19 protein-coding genes are annotated in these 23,823 nt (G+C 43.9%); 2 read left to right on the forward strand and 17 right to left on the reverse strand.

The window, feature by feature from the left end; genetic code table 11:
• Nucleotides 1-37: 37 nt before the first annotated feature.
• Together tyrR and PSI17_RS00330 are read left to right on the forward strand one after the other, a co-directional pair.
• A complete protein-coding gene (gene tyrR / locus PSI17_RS00325; RefSeq protein WP_273550029.1) occupies nt 38-1,633 on the forward strand; it encodes a transcriptional regulator TyrR in 1,596 nt (531 codons plus the stop codon).
• 227 nt (nt 1,634-1,860) lie between these two features.
• Entirely contained in the window at nt 1,861-2,340 is a 480-nt protein-coding gene (locus PSI17_RS00330; RefSeq protein ID WP_273550030.1) for an Hcp family type VI secretion system effector, read from the forward strand.
• A gap of 37 nt (nt 2,341-2,377) precedes the next feature.
• On the opposite strand, the gene PSI17_RS00335 is transcribed toward PSI17_RS00330, so the two are convergent.
• From PSI17_RS00335 to PSI17_RS00415, 17 genes are all read right to left on the reverse strand, one after another.
• Entirely contained in the window at nt 2,378-2,800 is a 423-nt protein-coding gene (locus tag PSI17_RS00335) for a hypothetical protein (protein ID WP_273550031.1), read from the reverse strand.
• Nucleotides 2,778-3,467 carry a hypothetical protein gene (locus PSI17_RS00340; RefSeq protein ID WP_273550032.1) on the reverse strand — a complete coding sequence of 230 codons (690 nt, stop codon included), beginning with the start codon at nt 3,465-3,467 and terminating at the stop codon, nt 2,778-2,780. The genes PSI17_RS00335 and PSI17_RS00340 overlap by 23 nt, the downstream gene beginning before the upstream one ends.
• A gap of 332 nt (nt 3,468-3,799) precedes the next feature.
• On the reverse strand, nt 3,800-6,460 hold the full coding sequence (tssH, locus tag PSI17_RS00345; protein WP_273550033.1) for a type VI secretion system ATPase TssH: 2,661 nt from the start codon (nt 6,458-6,460) through the stop codon (nt 3,800-3,802).
• Between the two features lie 43 nt (nt 6,461-6,503).
• Nucleotides 6,504-7,571: a type VI secretion system baseplate subunit TssG gene (gene tssG / locus PSI17_RS00350; RefSeq protein ID WP_443255981.1), complete on the reverse strand. Its 1,068-nt coding sequence runs from the start codon at nt 7,569-7,571 to the stop codon at nt 6,504-6,506.
• Between the two features lie 52 nt (nt 7,572-7,623).
• Entirely contained in the window at nt 7,624-9,492 is a 1,869-nt protein-coding gene (tssF, locus tag PSI17_RS00355; RefSeq protein WP_273550034.1) for a type VI secretion system baseplate subunit TssF, read from the reverse strand.
• A gap of 18 nt (nt 9,493-9,510) precedes the next feature.
• The gene (locus tag PSI17_RS00360; RefSeq protein WP_273550035.1) at nt 9,511-10,065 is read right to left on the reverse strand and encodes a type VI secretion system baseplate subunit TssE; all 555 of its coding nucleotides are present in this window, start codon (nt 10,063-10,065) and stop codon (nt 9,511-9,513) included.
• A gap of 70 nt (nt 10,066-10,135) precedes the next feature.
• Nucleotides 10,136-11,629 carry a type VI secretion system-associated FHA domain protein TagH gene (gene tagH / locus PSI17_RS00365; RefSeq protein WP_273550036.1) on the reverse strand — a complete coding sequence of 498 codons (1,494 nt, stop codon included), beginning with the start codon at nt 11,627-11,629 and terminating at the stop codon, nt 10,136-10,138.
• A 93-nt stretch (nt 11,630-11,722) separates the two neighbouring features.
• Nucleotides 11,723-12,208, reverse strand: coding sequence for an Hcp family type VI secretion system effector (locus PSI17_RS00370; protein ID WP_273550037.1), 486 nt, complete (start codon nt 12,206-12,208; stop codon nt 11,723-11,725).
• 158 nt (nt 12,209-12,366) lie between these two features.
• A complete protein-coding gene (gene tssC / locus PSI17_RS00375) occupies nt 12,367-13,869 on the reverse strand; it encodes a type VI secretion system contractile sheath large subunit (RefSeq protein WP_273550038.1) in 1,503 nt (500 codons plus the stop codon).
• A gap of 3 nt (nt 13,870-13,872) precedes the next feature.
• The gene (gene tssB, locus PSI17_RS00380; protein ID WP_273550039.1) at nt 13,873-14,427 is read right to left on the reverse strand and encodes a type VI secretion system contractile sheath small subunit; all 555 of its coding nucleotides are present in this window, start codon (nt 14,425-14,427) and stop codon (nt 13,873-13,875) included.
• A gap of 173 nt (nt 14,428-14,600) precedes the next feature.
• A complete protein-coding gene (gene tssA, locus PSI17_RS00385) occupies nt 14,601-15,674 on the reverse strand; it encodes a type VI secretion system protein TssA (RefSeq protein WP_273550040.1) in 1,074 nt (357 codons plus the stop codon).
• Between the two features lie 104 nt (nt 15,675-15,778).
• Nucleotides 15,779-19,444 carry a type VI secretion system membrane subunit TssM gene (tssM, locus tag PSI17_RS00390; protein ID WP_273550041.1) on the reverse strand — a complete coding sequence of 1,222 codons (3,666 nt, stop codon included), beginning with the start codon at nt 19,442-19,444 and terminating at the stop codon, nt 15,779-15,781.
• Nucleotides 19,445-19,456: 12 nt separating this feature from the next.
• Nucleotides 19,457-20,674: a DotU family type VI secretion system protein gene (locus PSI17_RS00395; protein WP_273550042.1), complete on the reverse strand. Its 1,218-nt coding sequence runs from the start codon at nt 20,672-20,674 to the stop codon at nt 19,457-19,459.
• Nucleotides 20,675-20,704: 30 nt separating this feature from the next.
• Complete coding sequence (gene tssK / locus PSI17_RS00400; protein WP_273550043.1) at nt 20,705-22,057, reverse strand: type VI secretion system baseplate subunit TssK; 1,353 nt, start codon at nt 22,055-22,057, stop codon at nt 20,705-20,707.
• A 26-nt stretch (nt 22,058-22,083) separates the two neighbouring features.
• Entirely contained in the window at nt 22,084-22,692 is a 609-nt protein-coding gene (gene tssJ / locus PSI17_RS00405) for a type VI secretion system lipoprotein TssJ (RefSeq protein WP_273550044.1), read from the reverse strand.
• Nucleotides 22,693-22,724: 32 nt separating this feature from the next.
• Nucleotides 22,725-23,126: a DUF4150 domain-containing protein gene (locus PSI17_RS00410; protein ID WP_273550045.1), complete on the reverse strand. Its 402-nt coding sequence runs from the start codon at nt 23,124-23,126 to the stop codon at nt 22,725-22,727.
• A 23-nt stretch (nt 23,127-23,149) separates the two neighbouring features.
• Entirely contained in the window at nt 23,150-23,785 is a 636-nt protein-coding gene (locus PSI17_RS00415; RefSeq protein ID WP_443255982.1) for a DUF3540 domain-containing protein, read from the reverse strand.
• Nucleotides 23,786-23,823 lie beyond the last annotated feature (38 nt).

The raw sequence follows: 23,823 nt of genomic DNA on the forward strand, positions 1-23,823 counted from the left end.
AGGCGGTTAAGAACATCGTGTCAATAAGGTCAGAAAAATGCGATTGGAAGTGACTTGTCAGGATCGAATCGGGTTAACCCGCGAATTACTTGATTTACTGGTTTTACGAAATATTGACCTGAAAGGAATTGAAATTTCTCCTGCACGTCGTATTTACCTTAATTTTACTCAAATTGACTTCAATATCTTCCGTGGATTGATGGCAGAAATTCGCCGGATCAATGGTGTCATTGATGTCAGGACGGTGGCCTTCATGCCGTCAGAGAAAGAGCACAGGGCGATGTGGACACTGTTGGAATCGGTGCCTGAGCCTATTTTTTCAATTGACATGAAAGGCAATATTGAACTGGCTAACTCCGCGGCTTTGGCACTGTTCGGTTTCAGTAAAGAAAGAATTAACCAAAAAAACATAGGTCATCTGATCAGCAATTATCCTTTCCTGCACTGGCTTGAAAGTGAACATCATCAACCCCATTCAACTCAACTATCCATCAAAGGACAAGATTATGGGATGGATATTATCCCTATGCAGTTGATGAATGAAAATCAAACCATTAGGTGTGTAGGGGCGGTGATTATGTTACGTTCTGGCGGTGAGCAGCGTTCAGTGGTACATATCGGGTCGTCGCCCAAACCATTAATCGTCAATGATGGCAGCGCTTTTGAACACATTATTGCTGTCAGCCCCAAAATGGTTCATGTCGTTGAACAGGCCCGTAAAATGGCAATGCTTGATGCCCCCTTACTGCTTATCGGTGAAACAGGGACAGGGAAAGATGAATTTGCCAAAGCCTGCCATTTACGCAGTGCAAGGGGAACACAGCCTTTTCTGGGATTAAATTGTGCTTCTATGCCGGATGATGTGGTCGAAAGTGAGCTGTTTGGTTATGCGGCGGGAGCCTATCCCAATGCCTTGGAAGGCAAAAAAGGTTTCTTTGAACAGGCGAATGGCGGCACGGTTTTGTTGGATGAAATTGGTGAAATGTCGCCACAGATGCAGATTAAATTACTTCGTTTCTTAAATGATGGAACATTTCGCCGAGTCGGTGAAGAGAATGAGGTTAAAGTGAATGTCCGCATTATCTGTGCCACTCAGAAAAACTTAATTGAGTTGGTGCAAAAAGGGGCGTTTCGAGAAGATCTTTATTATCGGCTGAATGTTTTAACTATCACAATCCCCCCTTTGCGCGAACGTCAGGCGGATATCATGCCATTGACGGACTATTTTGTAACCCGTTTTGCGCAAGAACAGGGCTTACCTAAACCGAAATTTTCTGCCGACTTAGCCTCATTTTTGTGTGGTTATCATTGGCCGGGAAATGTCAGGCAGCTTCGCAATGCCATATATCAGGCATTGACTCAACTTGAAGGCAACAAACTCAGCCCGCAGGATATTCAGTTACCTGAACGGGAGACTGAGGTGGCATTTAATGAAGATATTCTGGTGGGTTCTTTGGATGACATCAGCAAGCGCTTTGAACGCTCAGTATTGACACGTCTTTACCGCCATTATCCCAGTACCCGCAAGCTGGCAAAACGGCTGGGTGTTTCTCACACCGCAATCGCCAATAAATTACGTGAATATGGCTTGAGTGGTAAAAAACCCGCAGTTGAACATGAAGATGATGAATAATAGCTGCGATTGACTGTTAAATATTCAGCCAGAGATAATCTCTGGCTGAATGATCGAATATTGATAATTGTTTAATTCAATATTGATAGGCAACTTTCCCAAAGAAAGATAGTGGGTCATCTATTAAATTGAATGCGTAAGCTTTTAAAATTTAATCAATGCCATCGATAAAATAATACGTTATCCTGCGTTTTTGTTGTGTCCAAAAAATACTCAGGAGAAACAGTGTGGCTAATATTATTTATATGACTATAAAAGGTAAAAAACAGGGGCTGATATCGGCCGGATGCTCAACATATGACTCAATAGGAAATAAATACCAGGAAGAGCATAAAGATAAAATATTAGTTTATTCGGTTGATCATGATATAAGTCGGGAACAAAACGTCAATCACCAGCCCATAATTATAACAAAACCCATTGACAAATCCTCTCCGCTATTAGGCGTTGCAATATCAAATAACGAAAGTTTTCAATGTGATATTGATATATATCGGAACAGTTCGTCAGGAGGACTGGAAAAGTTTTATTCAATAAAATTAACTAACGCCACCATAAAAAATATTTCAATACACTATCCCAACTCACTCAGTCACAATGATATGCAACCATATGAGAGTATAACTATTTCATATGATAGCATAACGTGGACACATCATATGGCAGGAACATCCGGTTACAGTATAAGAGAAGATAATGTATTTTAATCTCTTATGGGAGAATTCTCTGCCGCCGGCCCATTTTTTATTTCTTCTCAACTGAAAACAAAATGGTACGTTTAGTACCATTTTGTTTTATAGTGATTATTATGTCATCTTTTTGCCAACGTTCATCACCCCAGTATTGGTCGTAATATTTTCCGAATCCCATATTCTCAACATATTTTATTAGTTCGGTTTCACTATCTAAATTAACATTTGAAAAAACAATATCGTTAGTCATTGTTGATGTACCATCAGGAGAATCATAGAGTATGATGTAATCATTTGAAATTAAAGGAATATGTTTAATTTCATCAAAGGTAAACATATTGTAATAAATGAAATTTTTTTTTGTATATGACAAATTAACATTTGCAAGTGACATAAAAAAAATCACTACACAACCAATGAAAATGGATATGAAAACAAGGATTCTTATAAAACTACTCAAGCGTAATCCCGGCATATTCCTTACCTATGTTAACATAAGCTAAGTCGCTAATAAGTATTAAATCTTGGCCTTTTTTGATGTCACTGATGGGGGATATGGTATTTAAAAAACCAGGCAGAGACGTATGATAAGGCTTGGCATTATTGGGGTATTTTTCCGGATCGGGAAATAATAATGGCTTAAAAATTTTATTCTTATATTTACCTATAGGTCCATAATAATCCCATCGCTTAAAGGCTTTTTCTTTACTGACGACGCCTAACTGTGGCAAGTAATCAATGCCATTCACAGCCCGATAAAAACCCAGTAAATTAGAGGCTAAATCTTCACCACTATAACCACTGTCTGTCACCCAATTAAACGGAAAAGAATCTTGGTAGGATTCAAATGAATGAGTTGTATACATCATAATAGTCAGAGCGACTCTTTTTTTATCATGCAATGATAAATTTTCCCTGACTTGCCACCTTGTTTTTATAGATGTTCCATTTCTACGTCCTTTCCCCATATATTGGACATATCTAACAATAAAGTACCTGTCTCTGGTACATCTATCAGCGCCTTTATTTATCGCTGCCATAAGTAATCTGGCATCATCACCTTGAGCATGCCCCAAATCTACCCACCCTAACTTCTCTGTATAAACCAGTCTTCCTTTTTCTATATCAGACCTTGTAGTCATAAAACCTCCTGTAATTATTAGGCTTGATTAGGTGAGCCGTATGAAAATATGGGTTCACGCACGTTCAACTATTATTTTACAGAATAGAATTATCTACGGTGCCCGTAAAGCTTGTTCATTGAGAAGTGGGAAAAAAACACGGTTTCTTCCTATCAAATTTTATTTCGGCCTCGCTGTTTTCTTTCGTTTTTTTACTTGAATGTGAAAACTGCCACATCTAATCATTGATAAATATATCTATATGTCACTGATAAACGTCAGGTTGTAGCCCGCAAGACAAAAACAGTTGATTATCTTTCTGCGTCACAGGGAGATAATCAATGTATCTGACCTCAGTCCATAAACCGGAACTGAAATTCACCTTGTTTGAGAGAAACTTGCAGTTGACGATATTGTTGATCATTCGCGTTGGCAGAGAGCAAAAGTTGGCTGATCTGGGGTAGCAACGAGTTGGTCAGGATGGCATCGACCATACGGCCACCCGATTCGATTTCGGTACATCGTTCAACAATAAACGCAATCAGGGCATCATCAAATGTTGCGACAATATCATGATTTTCCAGTAAACGTTTTTTGATTCGGTCTAATTGCAGATAAACAATGCTTGCCATCACCTTATCGCTCAACGGATAGTAGGGAATCACGATCAAACGGCCTAATAAGGCGGCAGGAAATACATGCAGCAGGGGGTTTCGCAGGGCGGTGGTCAGTTTTTCTGGATCTGGCGTGGAATTCTGTTGTAAATAGAGCGAACTGACTAAATCCGCGCCAACATTGGATGTCAGGATGATAATCGTGTTGCGAAAATCAATGTGGCGGCCTTCACCATCTTCCATCCAACCTTTGTCGAAGACCTGAAAGAAAATTTCATGTACATCAGAATGGGCTTTTTCAATTTCATCCAGTAATACCACACTGTAGGGGCGTCGCCGCACGGCTTCGGTCAATACTCCGCCTTCACCATAGCCTACATATCCCGGCGGAGCACCTTTCAACGTCGATACCGTATGCGCTTCCTGAAATTCACTCATATTGATGGTAATCAGATTTTGCTCCCCACCATACAAGGTTTCTGCCAGTGCCAGCGCGGTTTCAGTCTTACCGACACCGGAAGGGCCGCAGAGCATGAACACGCCGACGGGTTTATTGGGATCATCCAATTTGGCGCGTGAGGTGCGGACCCGTTTCGCAATTAATTCCAAAGCATGGTATTGCCCGATGACACGTTGGTTAAGGGTATCCGCCAAGTGCAGTACCGCATCAATTTCGTCTTTTACCATGCGGCTCAGCGGGATACCCGTCCAGTCTGATATCACGGCAGAAACAACATTGCTGTCTACCGAAGCAAAAATCAGCGGATTCTCTCCTTGCCGCGTTTTTAACTGTTGTTGTAATGCCAGCAGCTCAGCATGCCGGGCATTAATATCATCATGTTGCTGTTCATGAAGGGGCTGTTCATGAATTGACTGTCCATGCAGTTGGGCTTGCAGTTGGATAATGTTATCCGTCAGTGCGCGTTCTTGTTGCCAGCGATTTTCCAACTCAATCCGCTGTTCTTCTAATATGGCCAGCTCATTGAGGATGATGCCTGATCGTTGCGGGTTGCCGATGCCGACTTTTGCTTCCCGTTCAACAATGTCTAATTCAATCTTCAACGCCTCAATGTGATGCCGGCAATTTTCCAACTGAGGGGGTTCGGCGTGTTGGCTAATGGCAACTCTGGCACAGGCAGTATCCAGCAAAGCCACGGCCTTGTCTGGCAACTGACGGGCCGGAATATAGCGGTGGGAGAGACGTACCGCAGCGTCAACAGCTTCATCCAATAACAGGACACGGTGATGATTTTCCAGCGTTCTGACCAGACTACGCAGCATCAAAAGGGCTTTGGTTTCATCGGGTTCATGAATTTGGACAACCTGAAAACGACGGGTGAGGGCAGGATCTTTTTCAATATATTTCTTGTATTCTGACCACGTGGTTGCCCCAAGTGTGCGTAACTGACCTCGTGCCAATGCGGGTTTCAGTAAATTGGCCGCATCACCGGTTCCCTGTTGTCCGCCTGCACCTATCAGGGTATGGATCTCATCAATAAACAGAATGATGGGGATCGGGCTGGATTGCACTTCATCAATGACTTTGCGCAAGCGGGATTCAAATTCGCCCCTGATCCCGGCGCCAGCTTGTAACATGCCAATATCCAGTAACCAAAGTTGGACATTTTGCAGGGGAGGAGGAACCTCGCCGGCGGCGATCCGCAGAGCCAGCCCTTCAATGACGGCGGTCTTTCCCACCCCGGCTTCGCCGGTCAACAAGGGGTTATTTTGCCGGCGGCGCATCAGAATATCGATAATCTGGCGGATCTCTTCATCACGCCCTGATACCGGGTCAATATCACCATTACGCGCCCGGTCGGTTAAATCTTGCCCATATTGCCGCAGGGCACTCTCAGCGGTGGATTGTTTTGTAGGATGGGAATGGTCGGGGGATAGATGGGGGGAGCGTTCACTCTCTTGTGCTTCATCGCTGCTGCCACAGATAGCGTTGAAATTATCGACCAGCGTATCTGCATTGATCTGTTCAAACTGTGGGGAAATGGCTTTCAGGGTATTGCGCAGATTGAAGGTTTTTAACATGCCAATCAGCCAATGTGCACTACGGATTTTGTCAACGCCAAATTTCAATGAACCATACACCCAAGCACGTTCTACGGCACTGTCAATATGTTCGGAGAGATCAGAGATCGCACTGGCACCGCGTGGCAGGCGATCCAGCGCGGCAATGATATCTTTTGTCAGCGTGGCCTCATCCAATGCAAAGTAACGGATAATCGATTGTAAGTCACTGTTTTGCTGCTGCATGAGCTGATGTAGCCAATGTACCAACTCCACATAAGGATTACTGCGCAATTTGCAGAAAGTGGTGGCCTGTTCCAGTGAGGTGAATAGGACACGATTGAGCTTACCAAAGAGCACAGAACGACTGATTTCTGACATAACTCTATAACCCGCAATAAGTGGTGTTGATGGGAAATCGTGATTAATTCATTTGGGAAGATTCTGGGCTGTAGATTAAGTCATCATAATGGGTGGTTTTTTGCACTTTTCCCAGCCAGCTATTTAGACCCAATTGCACCGTTTCTGACAGATACATTTCTGTTATGTCCGATTTATCAAGTATCAACCGAATATCCCACACATATTCAATACCTAAGTATTGGTCAACCCAATCACGCACTTGTCGGGATTTCGGCTGTCCGGGCAGAAATTTGTCATACTCTGCACGCGTGAGTGGCCCTAACTCAATACGGAATTTATGCTGAATATCGTATACTGCGATGCCTAAAATTGCCGATTTGCCTAAACAGGGAATATGACGTCCTGCTGCCAACCGAGCCTGATCCTGAGTTTCGGTTTTCAGCCATTGTGGAACATTTTGGACAATTCTGACGGGCACCTTGAAATAAAAGAGCAATATTTTCCTCAATCCTTCCGCACTATGTCCTTGACGGGAAAGATGACCAGACAAAGCGTAACGGGCATGGCTGCTGATACGATTGCCATTCGCCGCATTGATCTCCTGTTGAGCCGGTAATCCCATGCCTGTCAGGCAAGCCAGATAATGACAGAATTTCTGATCTTCGGGTCGATCTAATGACGAAGTGGGCTGGGCATTGGCCCAAGCCCGATAGAACAGGAGTATCAGTCGATGATGGAATAAATTGGCAAAGTCACCCAACGTGGGATCTTGATAATTATATTTCCGTGAATAGGCATATTCAGTCAGGTGTAACGGTAATGGTCCATTGGGGCCAAATAAGCCGAAGCTATAAATAAGGATTTCATATAACTCTGAATTTTTTAGCTGATGGGCTTTGGATATTGTGGAAGGTGCGAAGGCCATTGACGCTTCTTGTCCCAAACGTAAAGGCTCGTATCGTGGTAATGGGGCTGTTCCCAACCGATAATACTTGCCCGATTGGGCATCAATGCGACGCAAGGTTTGAAAGAGATCAAATTGCCAAGGAGCCTGAGCGAGTTGTTGCCAGAAATACGTTGGTAAGCGGCATACACGATGAATGGCAATGACATCTGTCTTCATATTCATTTATTCCCACCCTTTGTTAAGTTGTTACTGGGCTGGCTTGTTCACTCAACGCTCATATCAATTTCTTGTTGCCCATACGGGCAGGCCAGAAGCCGATCTGCCCCCGTTGCTGGCTGTGCAGGGTCATTTCAGTAAAAGCGTTCATGGTGACCAGCCGCGAGAATAATTTTTCCAGCACACTGCCTAAAAGCCAAGGGCTGGTGCCGGCAAATTCTTGCTCATCAACGTCGAGTTTAATGCTGACACCACGGGCAAAAACGATAGGTCCCGCTCCGGATACCCGACGATAGACTTCTTTTAATGCGCAGTGGCGTATGCCATTAATTTGACGCACGACGGCGGGTTCAGCAAGATCGGCATAGAGACGCAATAATTGTCGTAGTGCCTGAGTGCCCTCTTGATCTTGATCGATAAAATTCATGTAATTCATCTGCAATTGGCTGATTAATTTCCATGATATTGAACCTTCTGCCAGCGCAGGACGCGGGATCGTCGGCCTTTTGATAAACCCAATTTGACTGATGGGGATGGAATCCAGCATAACAAAGCTATCGATATCCTGTTGTCGCAACATGACGGGTAAATCCCGGTTAGTGCACATCACGTCGGCACTCAGGTATTTTAACGCGTTGGGCCAGGGGGAATGATGTTCATCAACAATTGAGATAAAGGCTTCTGTGCCGATATAGCTGGTGCGGGTGCCATAATGGTGAGCATGTTCAGACAAGATGCGCGGATCCCGGCGCAGTGAGAAATAAGCGCCGTAATTGCCGTTGTCATCGCTGTTGGTTGACCAGAAAGGGCGAAATAGACATTCTTGTCTATGTTGTGCATCGACACCATGCAGGCGTTGCACGGAAAAAATTTCGTAATCCAGCGGGCGGATATTATCCACGACCAGATGATATTCATTGCTACTTTCATCCACCGTGACCCGCTCAGTCGTTTTGGGAAATAAATTAATCACCGGCGTACAGTTCAACGCCAGATAGGAAGTATCGATCAGGCTCTCTAAGCTGCTATCGATTTTGTTCAGGAGCAGGATAAGCTCGAATTCCGTCTCGTTCTTGGTTTCCTTGAGCAAAGATTGCATACCACGAATACTGAAAAACTGGAAACGAACGGGAAAGGCGAAATATTCTTGAACTTGACGATATCCACTAAAATTACGGGGATCATTGGGCAATAGCGCCTGATCGTCATCAAACCCTTCATGATGTGGAGAAATATCAGGCAATGCCAAATATTGCGGCGTTTCGCCCGGCGTGTGGCATACCATACCGACAGAATGTTCCATCATCAGTTCCAGCAATTTCTGGGACTGAATATCCGGCCCTGAAAGGAAAAAGGTCAGTTTATTGATATCCAAATCGTGGAGAAAAAACTTTCCGTTACAGGCAAGACGAATGCGTAATGCACTGACAGCGCCATATTGATGAAGATTTAATCCCATCAGGGGAATGTTGGCCGGGATCTTGCCCAGCTCCACTTTTTGCAGCTTAAGAGGCTGTAAAACGACATCCTGAGTGGTGGAATATTGTAAAGTAATCCCGTCGTTCTTCAGTGATTGACAAAACATAACCGTGCCGCGTGGCACCCGAAAACCGTGGCTGATATCGCCTTTGCTCATATCTGGCCGGAGTTCTGTAATGGCCATTGAAGGCGTAGGGGCCAGATAGTTGGGATAAAGCATTTCTAATAAATGCTGGGAAAAATGTTGAAATTCGGCATCCATTTTTAATTGAATGCGGGAAGTCAAGAAAGCGAATCCTTCTATCAGACGTTCAACGTAGGGGTCGGTAACTTCAATGCCGTGCATGCCCAAACGATTGGCAATTTTGGGATAGCGTTCAGCAAATTCTTTGCCCATTTCACGTAAATACATCAACTCGCGGTTATAATATTTCAGCAATTTATCCATCACGTTTCCCTTATATTTTTATCCGGCTTCTTTCATGCTGAAATAACCGAGTTCTAAATCGATATCACTGCGAAACAGGAACTCTATTGGCCAGGGGATACACCATAAAAACCCTTTTATTTCGATAGATAATATATTGTACATAGACAATGATTTGATGTCAGAAATGCAATTGACTTGCAGTTCATTGGGAATAATACGGGGTTCAAAAATATGAATGGCTTTAATGATTTTATTTTGGATATCATGCCATTCGATATCAGATATATTTTTACCTGCTAATGGCGCGATGCCGAAATTATAAGTGGAATGTTGTATTTCAGGGAGGAAATAAAGAATTTCATCAGGTTCTTTATTAATGCTGTTAAGTAACCACTGTAAATCCCGTAGTACATTTTGGCGAAAGGCTCTGTGTGATAATAAATAGTTGCTAACGGCTTCTTTATTTTCGTCAGGCTCATGGTCAGTCAGCCGGTCAAGTAAAGAAGATTGCATTCTGTCCCTGGCAGTTATCCGTGCAGGAATCTTGCGGGAATGATAACCACCATGTAATAAAGTGATATTGTCTTTCATTATTTATTCTTATTAGGTATCAGTTATCGATTAAATGACATTTCAACGTTACCGGACACTTTCTTATTTTTTATTTTTTATTTTTTGATGGATTTTGCGTATTTCTATATCGGGTCATTTCTGCTTCATAAGAGTGTTGAAAATTTTCACCAAGCAGGGGAGCATTTTGCTCAATTTTTATCATGATCCTCTGATAATCTTTGGTGAAATAATCCCATAAAGCGGCTTTATAGGTTGATGATAATGATAAGCGGGGAAGATGGCTGGTTTCCCGTGCTTTTTGCTCAATAACTGAAGGCCTGAGGGGTTGTAAAATATCTTTTGTGACAGTACGTAATCCTGCAATGATGCCTAATTGATGTGCCTGTAACTCGACTAAAATATCGCGTGTTGCCTGTTCTGGTGGCATAAATCCGGGCATATGATCGCCGAACATTTGAACCAGCACCGCCTGGCCGGAAGGCAGGAGTTTAAATGGATTGTTGCCATCCGACAGAATCTGGGTTACTCCCGTATCAGTCTCATATTTCAGCAGCGTGCGGGAAGCGTTAAGCGCGATAATGCCTTGTGATAACTGGCTGAGTAATTTTCCCAATTTATACATTGCATCTTCATCGAATTGTGGGCTTTGAATATGACTGAGTCCCATACCATCCAGTAAAGCGGCCAAGAGTTTTCCTTCTAATTTAATTTCCTCTTTAACATTATTTACTTGGTGAGGATCAGGCGAATAGGCAATGGGGTCGATATTCAGACGTTCGGAGGGACTGTAGAAAGGAGGATCTTTGGCACCATATTGATGATTGCAAAACACCGTATCATCCAAGGCCATCAGCGGTTCAGCATTATCCAGCATCGGGTTGTTTAAGGGAGGATCATTTTTAACTCTTCGTATCGGTTTATCAGAGAATAAAACCAGTGGATCAATTTCCTGTTTTTCATCTTGGTTATCAGACGGTTTGCCCTGTTGCAACAAAGTACTGGGCGTACTGTCAGTAAAAATATTCTCTTGCTGGCGATCGGTATCTGCATTAAACATCGTCACCGGATCAGTGGCTCGGAATTGCAGAGAATCCAGGTCAATCATTGTCTCCATGTGTTCGAGGGGGTTTATTGGATTGCGTTCCTGCTGCTGTGGAGTTTTTATCAACGGATTATGGTCATTTAATTCCTGAAAGATTTGTTGGGTTCCCAGCGAACGGATAGTTGCCAGTGGTGGCTTGCCCGCACTTTGATGGATATTAATGGGGTTGATATTAATAATTTGAATTTGGTAATCGCCGATATTCAATATATCACCGTCACGGACTTCTATTTGGCGATCAGGTGCCATAGGGAGGGTATTTAACAAAATCTCAGGGGCAGCTCCCCGATTGGTAATACGGCATTCGTCATCGATGGAAATAGATACAACGGCCTGTAAACGCGCTATAGCTTGCCCTTCATCGGGCAAAACCCAGTTATTATCCGGGCTGCGGCCAATGGTGCCACCGGGTGGGATAAAATCATAACTCAGTTGTTGCGGCTGGTTTGTACCGGTATTTTTAACAATGGTGAATCGCATAATGATGGATGCCTATTGTTGGTTGGTGGAACATCACCTCCCCGCAGGGAGGTGATGGGTAGTATGTTATATAAGTAAAATATATAACTATGACTATTCAATGGTCTGCAATTGAAGATCCCAAGTCCAGGTGACTTCAGCTTGTGGCTTACCGGTATAATCTGCGGGTGTGTAGCCGGCTTTAATTTTTTGCGGTCTTACGGCAAGCACTGCGGAATTATCGGAAGGTTGTCCATTACTGATCTCAGTAATATAAGTATTGGTTAATGTATATTTAGCCCATATTTTAGGATCCTTATCTCCAACGGCATGAAGCATATCAATCTCTATTGTCGCAATATGTTTACCAAGGATAGCGTATTGTTGTAAAGTCACTAACGCCTTGTCATAATTAATATTAAGAGCTAATTGACGTAAAATACCTTTACCTGAACCGAAAGACTGTACGTTGAGATCAGTAGCAGTAGAATTTATTATGCCGAAGCTAAAGAATTGAAGGCCGACCCAATCTTCATGACCTTTAGCTTTTGATTCTCCCGTAATTCCATCGAATTTAACGAAAGCATTATTTTCGTACATAGTTACACCTCAAATATTGTTTATTATAAAAATAATGATCAATCAATAATATTGAATGCAGGATAATGTATTTGGTTGTTTTGGTAACAGTGATATATTGATGGAAAGTCATAAATCATCATATTATGACAGGGAGTGGTTTTGCTGATAGGAGAAAACTAGGTGCCTTTTAATGAAGGCAATCTTGATACTAGACGTAAAGAAACGGTTAATCCTTCTAATTGATAATGGGGACGCAGGAAGAATTTAGCGTGATAATATCCCGGGTTACCGGGGATTTCTTCTACTTGAACTTCTGCGGCTGCCAACGGTTTTCGTGCTTTGGTTCCTTGGGAAGAGTTTGCAGGATCACCATCAACATAATTAATTATCCACTTATTGAGCCAGTTTTCCATGTCATCGCGTTCCTGAAATGTTCCGATTTTGTCGCGCACAATACATTTCAGGTAATGGGCAAAACGGCAGCAGGCAAATAAATAGGGTAGACGGGCTGAAAGATTCGCGTTGGCGGTAGCATCGGGGTCATAATATTCCGCCGATTTTTGCAGGGATTGTGCGCCAATAAAGGCGGCCATGTCGGTGTTTTTGCGATGCAATAATGGAATAAACCCATTTTTTGCCAACTCTGCCTCACGGCGATCGCTAATGGCTATCTCAGTGGGGCATTTCATGTCCACGCCGCCATCATCAGAGGGAAATGTGTAGCAAGGCAAATTTTCGACAATCCCGCCGGATTCTACGCCACGGATAGATGTACACCAACCATACAATTTAAATGAACGGTTGATATTCACCGCCATGGCATAAGCGGCATTGGCCCAGGTATAGTTACTGTGGGTCGGGCCTTCGGTCACCTCCTCAAAATTAAAATTATCAACAGGGTTTGTTTTATTACCATAAGGCAGACGTGAGAGAAAACGGGGTAACGTCAATCCCAGATAACGCACATCTTCAGAATCACGTAAACTGCGCCAAGGGGCATATTCCGTATTCTGGAAAACTTTGGTCAGATCGCGTGGATTCGATAACTCTTGCCAGGATTCCATCTGTATCACACTGGGCGCCGCCCCTGAAATAAACGGGCAATGTGCCGCGGCACTAATTTGGGATATCTCACGCAAAAGTTCAACATCGGGTGCGGTGTGATCGAAATAATAATCGCCGATAAGGCAACCAAAAGGCTCACCACCAAACTGACCATATTCCGCTTCATAGATCTTTTTAAAGATAGGGCTTTGATCCCAACTGACGCCTTTGAAGCGTTTTAACGTACTACCTAACTCTTTTTTGGAAATGCACATCATGCGGATTTTTAACATTTCATCCGTTTCTGTGTTATTGACCAGATAGTGTAACCCACGCCAAGCCCCTTCCAAGGATTGGAATTCATCATGATGCAGAATGTGATTAATTTGCTGTGATAGTTTCTTATCGATTTCGGTAATGAGGGCTTGAATGGTTCGGTAGGTATCACCGGAGATCGTTACCGTATTTTCCAGCGCCTGTTGTGCCAGTGTTGCTACTGCGCTTTCAACCGCACTTCGTGTCTGGTCGTTTTGTGGACGAAATTCTTTATTCAGCAATACACCCAGTTCATCAGGCGTATACTCTTTCGGAGCCTGTTCTTGCTGAAGTTCAGTGTCTTGTTCAGTTGTGCTCATTCATTACTCCTTATTTTCAGCCTCTTCGGCGTTAGCATTTTCTGTATTCGCGGAACTGTCACTGTCAGTGGGTTTGGGTGCTTCGGCCAGTGATTTCAACAGGGCAGGATTTTGCAGGATATCGGCGATCAATTGTTCAGCGCCGCTTTTACCATCCATATAGGATAATAAGTTTGCCAGTTGGGTTCGCGCTTCCAGTAGCCTGGCCAGGGGTTCTACTTTTCCGGCAATCGCATCAGGCTGAAAATCTTCCATTCTTTCAAAGATTAATTCGACATTCAGTTTTCCGTCATTGGTTAACGTATTGTCTACCTGAAAAGCAGCACGAGGCTGTATTGATTTCATGCGCTCATCAAAGTTATCAATATCTATTTCCATGAATTTTCGGTCACTCACTTCCGGTAACGCTTCTAATGGTTTTCCTGCTAAGTCGCTTACCACCCCCATCACAAACGGTAATTGAATTTTTTGTTCTGAACCATAAAGTTCGACGTCATATTCAATCTGTACGCGTGGAGGACGATTCCGGGCAATAAATTTTTGTCCACTGGATTTCATGGCAAATTCTCCATTACGGCTAATATACCCGCAAGACGAAATCAGCTTATTATGTCCCTCGCACGGAGGGGAGATAATAAATACATCTTGAAGAATGACGAGTATCACTAGCTAATTTAATAAGATATGAACGATAAAGAGTTTGATAAGACAGATTGTTCGAGGTCCGATAATTAATTCGGATCAAAATTATCCAATCGACCCAAAATAATTTCGAGTTGATTTAACCCATCGGGAGCAAGATCATAAACAATGTCAATAAAGCCACGATCAATTAACCGTTGAATACGAGTAATCATGAGCGGAGCGGGATGACTGGGTTCATGGATGAGAAAATAGTTTTTAGCCTTTTCCAATAACATGCGTGCTTCATCTCGGTTGCTGGCTTCAATTTCATGCCAATAAGTAAATACCTTGTTGGTTGAATGGGGTGATGCCGGTGTTTGTTGTTCCGTCATTGCCTGTTCTGCAAATAATGTCGTTGCTTGAAAATGATGTTGGCTGTCTGACGCCTTGGCATTATCACTTGTTTTTTCGGGCGCAGGACAAAATTCAATTACCTTATTTAATTGTTTTAATAACCGGGATAATTCAGGAGCATAACTTTCTGATAATTGCTGGCGAATAATGTCGAGTATTGTCATCAAGTAATGTTGAATACGGATGATTGCCAGAATTTCAGGGCTATTGGCCTGCTGTTTTAATTCTTCCTGCAATCGGGAACGCCCACCGGTATAGCCATGAATTTCACTGATTGTGCCGTCGAGCAATGAATAAACTTCCTGCAACGATAATTCTTTCGAAATACTTTTCAGTAGAATAGAGCGTTGTACTTGGTAAGTCAGGGGGGAATCATCCTCAATAGCCGCAAGGATATTGAGACGAAACAAGGGGTCATACTCTCCCTCAAACTCCAATTTCGGCCACACCTCGTCCCAATAGCGTTCCAGTGTCTGTTGAAGCAAATCCAAGCCATCGGCATAGCCACATAATCCCCGAGTTTCCAGCCATGATTGTATTAGCGCAATGATGATACGCAGATCTTTGGTGCGCTTTAACAGGTTAATGGCTTGTTTTTCTGCTTGTACCCAATCAGGAGGCTCTGCTGGAATGGTCACATCACCAAATTGCTGTTCTGTTTTTCCATACAGGGATTGCTCCAATGCCATAAATTCAGGGTCATACTCCAGATCCTCCCCACAAGGCGATTCAATACTGATGGGTTCGAGTAAGGCGTCGATGTTCATAATAACCTGCTGCCCTTATTGATGGTTGAATATGCCACTTAAATAACACGCCAAAATTGTTGTTTTGCGTGTGTCGCTATGATGAAAACTGCTTTAATTTCTTCTCAATTCATTAGACTGGGACAAGTGAAATGGGGAAGTTGAAACGGGCTGAAAATACTGTTTGGGATAAATTCCAATGAAATATGATGACCCTGAATTTTAAATGTCACACTGCGTTTTACATTATTATCGGTGGCTGGATTGCGTGTGGCGAATTGCTCATGGTCGATTAGGCGATTTAATGCCCACGGACCGGAAGTGATTAAACTTGCGGTTGTACCATCTTCTAAATTCAATTGGATACGCACCTGATTATTACCATTGGGGCCGGGCCAATTGAGTAACTGTGAAACTTGTGGGCCGTGGCTATATTGCAATTGTTGGCCGTCAACATCCAGGATCATGCTTAATATCTCTTTATCCATACCCATGGTACGCACGATGACACGGAATGAAGGGATATTCGAGCCACTGCTGAACAAGGTATCCCGGATAATCCGGGCTTGTTGGAATGGCTTGAGGAAACTTTCATTGCCCGGCAACGCTTTGCCATCCATTCCCGGAATAAAGCGCCAATTGGCGTGAGAAGTATCGACTTTCCCCATGAGATTTTTCTGGAAGAAGCTGTCCATGATACCCGTTTGTGGCGCAAACATGCGGGCCATATCATCCGGTTTTATATCGTTTTTTATATCGCCCATTGCCTGTTGTGTCAGCGGATAGCGGTTGGCGATAGCCTGCTGGCAAAAACTTCGGACGTCGGCGTTCAGTTGCTGATTGAGACTCTTTACGTTACTGGATTGTGTATCGCTGCTGGCACCCACGGCCAGGGAAGAAATGATGTTATTAAATGGCACCGGCAGATGCGCCGCTGTTGTTTGGAGTTGTGTGATAATTTTATCCGGGGGTGCCGGTATTCCCATATTGGCCGCATTTTGCACCGAATTGAGATATTCGTGTAATTTGCCGATTTGACTGAGGATATTATCAAAGGGAATATTTTTATTTTTGTCATCAGAACTTTTTGTCAATGCAACGATTTGGGCAAAATGATCTTTCAGTATTTGTTCTGGTGTGAGTTGATTATTTTCTGGCAATAATTGATCAGAGACAGTTTTTGTCAATGCCCCCGATTGACGGCTGACCAAATTACCGATTTTTTTATCGAGCTTGCCGGCATTTAACCCTTCATCCAGATTGACATTTTTACTGATATTAATGAGCAGATTGCGCATGGGGGAAGAATCTGAAGCCAATAACTGGATGATATTGGCGCGTTGCCCTAAGTTGTCAATATTGTTGAGATGGATGTCGGCCAGAAAACTATCCCATTGTTCAATATAATCACGGATATAAAATTGTCGTACTAAAAGATTAATCTCTTTTGGCGTTTGGGTTTCTGTGTCTGGTACTCCGGTATTGTGTACTCCGGTATTGTCTATTCCGGTATAGTGACCCAGTATCCATGTGTTTTGGCTGTACAACTTATCGATTAAGGTATTGAGTTTTTTACCCGTCCCCATTTGATATCCTGCCGGCGTGAACATGCCCGATATATCGCGAGTGATCGGTGTACCGTTGATGCGTGAGAAAATCAATCCAGCATCGGGGCCAGCGAGCGTTGCCAAGTTCACTGGCGGTAAATCGGCATTATCCAATAACGCTTGTTTTAAATGGGTATAAACGAGTTGTGCCGGTGAAATATTGCTGAGTAGTATCTGCTTTTGCCTTATCAGTTGGTTATCACAAAGATAGGGAGACGTAACAACTTGAGACTCCAGTAATTGACTCAGATGACCATCAATTTGGTGTAATTGCGTTTGTGAGATAGTGAATGTTGAATGTGCCTGCAAATATTGCATGACCCAGTGATGCAAGAACTGACCGTCATAATGTTGAGCCTGACATAACATCTGATACGCTTTCAATATATTGTAAATGTTATCTGTATTCGTACCGTTGTCTTGGCGTAATTGAGACGTAATTAATGATACGACCTGTGGCAGCAGTAATGTTTGTAGTGCTTCTGTGTACAGTGTCAAACTGGCATTATTGATTTGCTCTCCGCGATATAGCCCCATTTGATATGACCAGGGAGGATCATCGAGGGAAAAGAATTGACTTTTTCTCAAATCTGCCACTTTGTTCAAAATAGGCAGCGGGGTATAAATATCAATGTCATTAGTGCTCTTTTTTAATTCAGCGGCTTGGCTCAGGATCGGGAAAATTTTATCCTGAACTTCCATCAGGTAATTTTTATTGTTGTTATAGCTGATAAAAAACAGGCTAATGATTAACCCCAGAATCACCACCAAAATGGTATAACCTAATCCCCTTAATAGCCGGTTCCTATAAACCCACCAACGATTTTGACTGGCAAGCCCCGCTTCTTGAAAGATATTTTCCAGTAAATTTTTCAGGAAATAAGCGTCAGGAGCAGCCGTGGGATCGGATGAAGGTACATTTCCCCATGATAATGAACTGCTGTCATTATCTGTCGGCAATTGGAGATCGTGATTAAATTTCTCCATGACTTTGTCAAACGGCGCACCTTCCTGTGTTCCACTCGAGAAATAAAGTCCGCGTGGTGAATAGGGGATGTCAAACCCTGATTTAGCGAATGCGGTTTCAAGGTATTGTGCTATCAATGGCTGTAATGCAGCGAATTGTTGTGGAAACAGGTAACTTTCGGCGCATTGCCGGGGCGCATTCAAGTGCAATAAAATATGGGGTAATTCTGCATCTAATCGTTCTTGCAACAAACGATACTGTTGTTCAAAAACGGCGTTCAGATCCCAGTCGGTTTTATTCCATGGAAAGTTGAAACCCCAGATTTGATCGCGTTGTGCCTTGTCGAAATGGCTAAAATACGCACTAAACCCTTTCAGTTGATCAGCTTTGGTGATGATGACATAAATGGGAAACTGGATCTTGCACTGGGTATGTAATTCTGACAACCGCCTGCGTAATAAATAAGCGTGTTGATCAAGCGCTTTCTTGGATGGATTGAATAAATCTTCCACGCTAATGGTCACAATGACACCATTCAGCGGCTGGCGTGTGCGATATTTTTTCAACAAATCAATAAAACATTTCCATTCGCGGGCATCTTGTTCGTGCAGTGTGTCCTGCGTGGTATATCGCCCGCTCGTATCCAGCAGGACAGCGTTGCCGGTAAACCACCAGTCACAACTATCCGTTCCTTTGATGCTGTTCGGGGTCAAGGTGTTAAAATGATCCGCCAGTGGAAAGTGCAGGCCGGAATTAGCCAGTATCGTGGTTTTCCCTGAATGAGGGGCACCAATAAGGACATACCACGGTAACTGATAGAGATATTGACGGTTAAAGGGTTTCCAGCGCGGTTTATATTGGGTGTTCAGGCCATAAAAATAGGCATTTTTTAGTAGTTGCAAGGCATCAGAAAAGTGTTCTGGCAGTGAACCTTGTGCATACTGTAATGGCGCATTTTCGTCATTGCTTCCGTTTAATGGGGGCGCCGGATTTTTATTCAGCCAAGTCTGGTATAAGTGAGAGGCCAACTGGATAAACAGCCAGATCAGGTATAATGAGGCAATGATGACGATGCGTACTGTACTTGATTCAAAAGGTATTGTGTTGCCGATAGCAGTAATAGGGCCAATAAACCAGATAATAGCCGAAACGGCAGTGATCCCGAGGAAACTCACTATTAGCCGACGGGTAAAAATAGCAAGAATGGCATTCAACATAGTTCATTTATCTCACTTCGTCTGATTAACAGGAGAGACTAACAGTATGATTTCGACCCGCCGGTTTTTAGCTCGATGACTTGGCGTATCGTTTGGCAATAGGGGATTGTTGTCTCCCCGGCCTTCTGTACTTATCCGTTCGGGATGATCCAGATATTTTTGCAGTTCTCTTTTTACTGATTTGGCTCTGGCGAGTGATAGCGCATAGTTGGATGAAAAACTGGGGCTATTAATGGGAACATTATCGGTATAACCGATAATTAAAATTTTCCCCTTGATATTGTTGATTATCTCAGCAATGTGTTTGATGGCACTGAGATAACTGTTTTTAATTTGAGTGGAACCCGTGTTGAACAACCCATCGCCTTTTAAGGTGATAACACTCCGATCGGCTGAATCTGTGACATTCAGTAATCCCGCCGCATTTTCATGTCTCAGGCTATCTTGCAGATTTAAGGTCGGCGGCATGAAAGAAGAGATGCGATCATTGACTGACACATTCGGCAAATTGATTTGATATATTTTCGTCAGAACGGGGCTGGTGATATTTTCCAATTGCCAATTCAGGCCGATATACAAAATACAGGCAACAAAACTGACTATTGCGATATAAGTCCAAATTGGGAAGGACGAATGCCTGAGTTTGTTTGGGGCGACGATCCTTTCCAGTGCCGGTGAGAGTTCAGGGGGATAGTTGCCACGAATCGAATGGATTAATTGAAACAGACGCTGTTTCAGGGTTTCCAGTTGGGATCGCCCATTATCCGTGACCCGGTAACGTCCTTCGAATCCAAGCTGGAGACAATAATTAATCAGTTCCAGCAACAACAGATTCTCTTGGGGTTTTTGGGATAGCGTGGCTAATAACTGGAAAAATTTCTCACCTCCCCAAGTTTCATTATGAAACGTCACCAACAATCCACTGCCAGACCAGACACTGCGAACGCCCCAAGGTGTCAGTGCCGCAGCTTCATCCAATGCGGTACAGAGGCAGTAGCGGGCACCGATAATGACTTCATAAGGCAATTTGGCATATTGACATTGCAGTTCAAAGCTGCAAATTTCGTCGATCAATTTTTGCCGTAAATCGGTGGGGTTCGGGTGCCCGGTATAATGGCGGATCTGGGGAATACTATTTAACAGGGGATTTGCGGCCGTGACTAATGGGTTATCCTGTGTATCGCCAGAAAGCACAATATGCCTATTTGGGGTCTCTTTTTTCTGGATCATATAAGCGGCTACTCCTATTAGCGCTAACGTTCAGTTCTGACGACTTTGCGGGCGGTTGCGAACAGCCCAGAATTCCATTTGCAGACCAGGAAACTGCCCCGACAGATGCAAGGCAAAACCACTGGATTTTTCCATTTGGCTCCATAATTCACCCTCTTTTTCTAATTCGAAGTATAGGTAGCCGGAATGCCAGGGAATTTGTCTGGGAACGGATGGCATTGCACTGAGCGGGATACCGGGTAGCTGTAACTGAACCAATTCACGTATGCGGCCAACCGGGGCAATCTTCATCTTAGCGGGAAAGTAAGATACCAGTGTTTCTTTAGGAACATCGGCATAAACAGCCAGTACAAAGCTGAATGTATTGAGCATATTGGCGTCCGGTAAGGTCGCCACGTTCAGCCCGTGGGAATATTCAGTCAGGGGCAACTGAATCGCATGTTCTTCCAGAATGATGGACAATCCCTGCCGCAACAGGAGCATCAGGTGATTGAAACATAGTTTCAAATTGTCATGCTCATAAATGGGCAGTTTTTCTTCGGGTATTCGCGATGGGGCAAAACTTGCCAGTTCGGTGGCAAATTGCAGCCATTCACCAAACAGCCGCTCCGGGTGCAGTAAGACGATATTCTGTAGGTGGCTGATTTGGCCGCTATAACGATTTACCAATGACAAGAGAAGAAAATAGATGACTTCCGAACTATTTTGCCGCCCCGGTTGTAACAGGCACTGGTTGATCTGCTGGCGGCGTTGCGCCAACAATCCCTGCAAATCATTAATAAAACTGACTACCTGGGGATGTGCATGACAGTTGAGCAGGGGAGGAATAAAGTGTGGGTCAAGGAGCACTTTATTATCACGGGTTCTGTTGACAACATGCACAATACTGAGTGAAGTCCACTCCGGTGTCAGTTCTGATTCCAACATCAACCGCAGTCGCATTCGCCCAAATTGCACGGTGGCACTGCCGACTGACATGGCATTAAAGTCATTAACCTCCGTGTCAACAGTGACAAAGCGCGCCATCGAGTCTTGGCTTTCATGGAAAATAATTTCTTCTTTTCCGCCCCGGAAGATCGGCAGCGCCAATACCACCTTTTCTCCGGTCTGATTTTCTGCCAGTTGCAATGGCGCGGGAGCCTGCGCTTCGGTGAAGCTGAATGGTGTCCCATCAGGAAAGATCCCGCTGGCGGATGCCACCATGACCTTGCCTTGCTCGAGGAATGACGGATCTAACTTTAACGCTAAAAACCCCCAATAATATGGCACCAGCGCCATACCCCAATCGCGGACATAAGCCTCCAGATAGTTTTCCGCCTGTTGAAAGTGATGGGGACGCAAGAACATGCCTTCTGTCCAGATAACTTTTTCTGATCTATTCATGTAGTTCCTTCTCTTACGGCATAACACTAACTGCATTTATTGATGAAATTCAAACCATTGGCTGTGACTTGAATGCAGATGTCCAATGTGTCTGGCGGCGACGCCCAAAACTTGTAGAAAGCCGGTTGTTCAGGCAGGGGAATAATCTGCAACGCAATACGCCACCTTTTTCCATCCAGTTGCTTATATTCAGCAAAAATGCCGATATAGTTGGCTTCTGGTTGGTTTTTTTCCATCAGGAAAAACGGGTGTTGGGAAGGCAATAAAAAAAATGGTTGAGAATCAAGCAAATTATTACCCAGTGCAGCTTGAGCATTACCTTGCAGTGAAAAGAAATCGGCAGACATAAACGCTGAAGTCGATTTCAATAAAACAACGTGCATTTTCAGCGGGGATGAGTCATTCACATTATTTGTGGTATTGAAAATCAGCTTATATGGTGGCAATTTTTTCTGCTCTGATGATGAACACCCTGTCAATACGATGAAGGGGATGATCAGGGAAAGAGACAGCAATATCACCATGCTTGCCCATTTGAAACATAATCTATGAATCTTGTCACTGAAAGGTAGGTTGTCATGGCGGGTATTTTTTGTATTCACCGTTGTGGTATTTACCATTGTGGTATTCACCATGATTGCCCTCATCTTTGACGATGCGGGGGAATTTATGCCCCTGAAATATCGACCTTTGTCTGGCTCGGGCTGATGCGTGCTCCTATCGCATTGGTTGAATTCTGCATAGTGGGACTGGATAGCCGGGTTGCGGGCGACCCTTTAATCAAGACGCTATTGGCACCAAGCGTATGGCGGGATGGCCCCATGACCGTCCCGGATGTGACACCTAAGTTGACGCCCGCATTATCGCCATTCGTCATGGCAATCGTTGTTGCCAGATTATGCGCCGGGCTACCCACAAAGAGAATATTGGCCGTACTGGCGCTAATGCCACTGCTGCCTTGGGCAGTATTGGGGTAAACCATCGGTATTGGTGCACCGGGAGGGCATGGCGTCAGGCAGATATCCGGCGTTGCCAGATCCGTGCCACCGCCTTGAGTATTGGCGAACATGATTGTTTCCTCTTGATCCCTTGTTATCCAATGTGAATCTGTTCAGCATCTATTTTGGTGATTGCCTTGGCGGAAATAACGGTATTTTGGGCGTGTAGCCGTGCATAACTCTCTGCCTGCATATCTAATTGCCCTGCATGCACTTGTTCTGTTTGCGTCGTGTGGCGAAAAAGACGATGACTTAACTGAGTGACCGTTTGCCAAACGGATTCAAATTGGTTGCCAATCATCTTCGTGATAGACACCCAAGCGGACAAAGATTCACCACTGTATTGCATTTGATTAATATGGCAATTTCCGTTGTCGGCGATGATATTCAATCCGTGACTGTTTAGATTCAAATTTCCCTGGGCCGTAATGGATAAATCGCCGGGCACCTTGATTTCAACCGGATTTTGTTGCTGTACCCGCTCTAATATTGCCAATATCCAGAGCTGCTTATTGGCCTGCATAAGCAATACCATGTCCCCGATTTCGGGGGCCAATAGGCAACTGACGGCCCGTTGACAATGCCAACTACGATCCTGGTTTTCAACGACTAAACTGCCGTCCTGAAGAATATTCACAATTTGGCCTACAATCTGTTGCAGTTGTTCTGGGGGGGATTTTTCAGGGGGTAGCTTTTCAGAACGCAGTTTTTCAGGGTGCTGTTGTTCCATGTAGAGAGGTTCCGTAGCAAGAGTAGATGAAGAAAGTG

The sequence above is a fragment of the Xenorhabdus sp. IM139775 genome (assembly GCF_028598745.1).
GTDB lineage: Bacteria > Pseudomonadota > Gammaproteobacteria > Enterobacterales > Enterobacteriaceae > Xenorhabdus.

Bases quoted from the DNA above. Each gene is read 5' to 3' on its own strand.
- tyrR (WP_273550029.1), top strand. From the start codon at position 38: ATGCGATTGGAAGTGACTTGTCAGGATCGAATCGGGTTAACCCGCGAA.
- PSI17_RS00335 (WP_273550031.1), bottom strand. From the start codon at position 2,800: ATGCCGGGATTACGCTTGAGTAGTTTTATAAGAATCCTTGTTTTCATA.
- PSI17_RS00340 (WP_273550032.1), bottom strand. From the start codon at position 3,467: ATGACTACAAGGTCTGATATAGAAAAAGGAAGACTGGTTTATACAGAG.
- tssH (WP_273550033.1), bottom strand. From the start codon at position 6,460: ATGTCAGAAATCAGTCGTTCTGTGCTCTTTGGTAAGCTCAATCGTGTC.
- tssG (WP_443255981.1), bottom strand. From the start codon at position 7,571: ATGAATATGAAGACAGATGTCATTGCCATTCATCGTGTATGCCGCTTA.
- tssF (WP_273550034.1), bottom strand. From the start codon at position 9,492: ATGGATAAATTGCTGAAATATTATAACCGCGAGTTGATGTATTTACGT.
- PSI17_RS00360 (WP_273550035.1), bottom strand. From the start codon at position 10,065: ATGAAAGACAATATCACTTTATTACATGGTGGTTATCATTCCCGCAAG.
- tagH (WP_273550036.1), bottom strand. From the start codon at position 11,629: ATGCGATTCACCATTGTTAAAAATACCGGTACAAACCAGCCGCAACAA.
- PSI17_RS00370 (WP_273550037.1), bottom strand. From the start codon at position 12,208: ATGTACGAAAATAATGCTTTCGTTAAATTCGATGGAATTACGGGAGAA.
- tssC (WP_273550038.1), bottom strand. From the start codon at position 13,869: ATGAGCACAACTGAACAAGACACTGAACTTCAGCAAGAACAGGCTCCG.
- tssB (WP_273550039.1), bottom strand. From the start codon at position 14,427: ATGAAATCCAGTGGACAAAAATTTATTGCCCGGAATCGTCCTCCACGC.
- tssA (WP_273550040.1), bottom strand. From the start codon at position 15,674: ATGAACATCGACGCCTTACTCGAACCCATCAGTATTGAATCGCCTTGT.
- tssM (WP_273550041.1), bottom strand. From the start codon at position 19,444: ATGTTGAATGCCATTCTTGCTATTTTTACCCGTCGGCTAATAGTGAGT.
- PSI17_RS00395 (WP_273550042.1), bottom strand. From the start codon at position 20,674: ATGATCCAGAAAAAAGAGACCCCAAATAGGCATATTGTGCTTTCTGGC.
- tssK (WP_273550043.1), bottom strand. From the start codon at position 22,057: ATGAATAGATCAGAAAAAGTTATCTGGACAGAAGGCATGTTCTTGCGT.
- tssJ (WP_273550044.1), bottom strand. From the start codon at position 22,692: ATGGTGAATACCACAATGGTAAATACCACAACGGTGAATACAAAAAAT.
- PSI17_RS00410 (WP_273550045.1), bottom strand. From the start codon at position 23,126: ATGTTCGCCAATACTCAAGGCGGTGGCACGGATCTGGCAACGCCGGAT.
- PSI17_RS00415 (WP_443255982.1), bottom strand. From the start codon at position 23,785: ATGGAACAACAGCACCCTGAAAAACTGCGTTCTGAAAAGCTACCCCCT.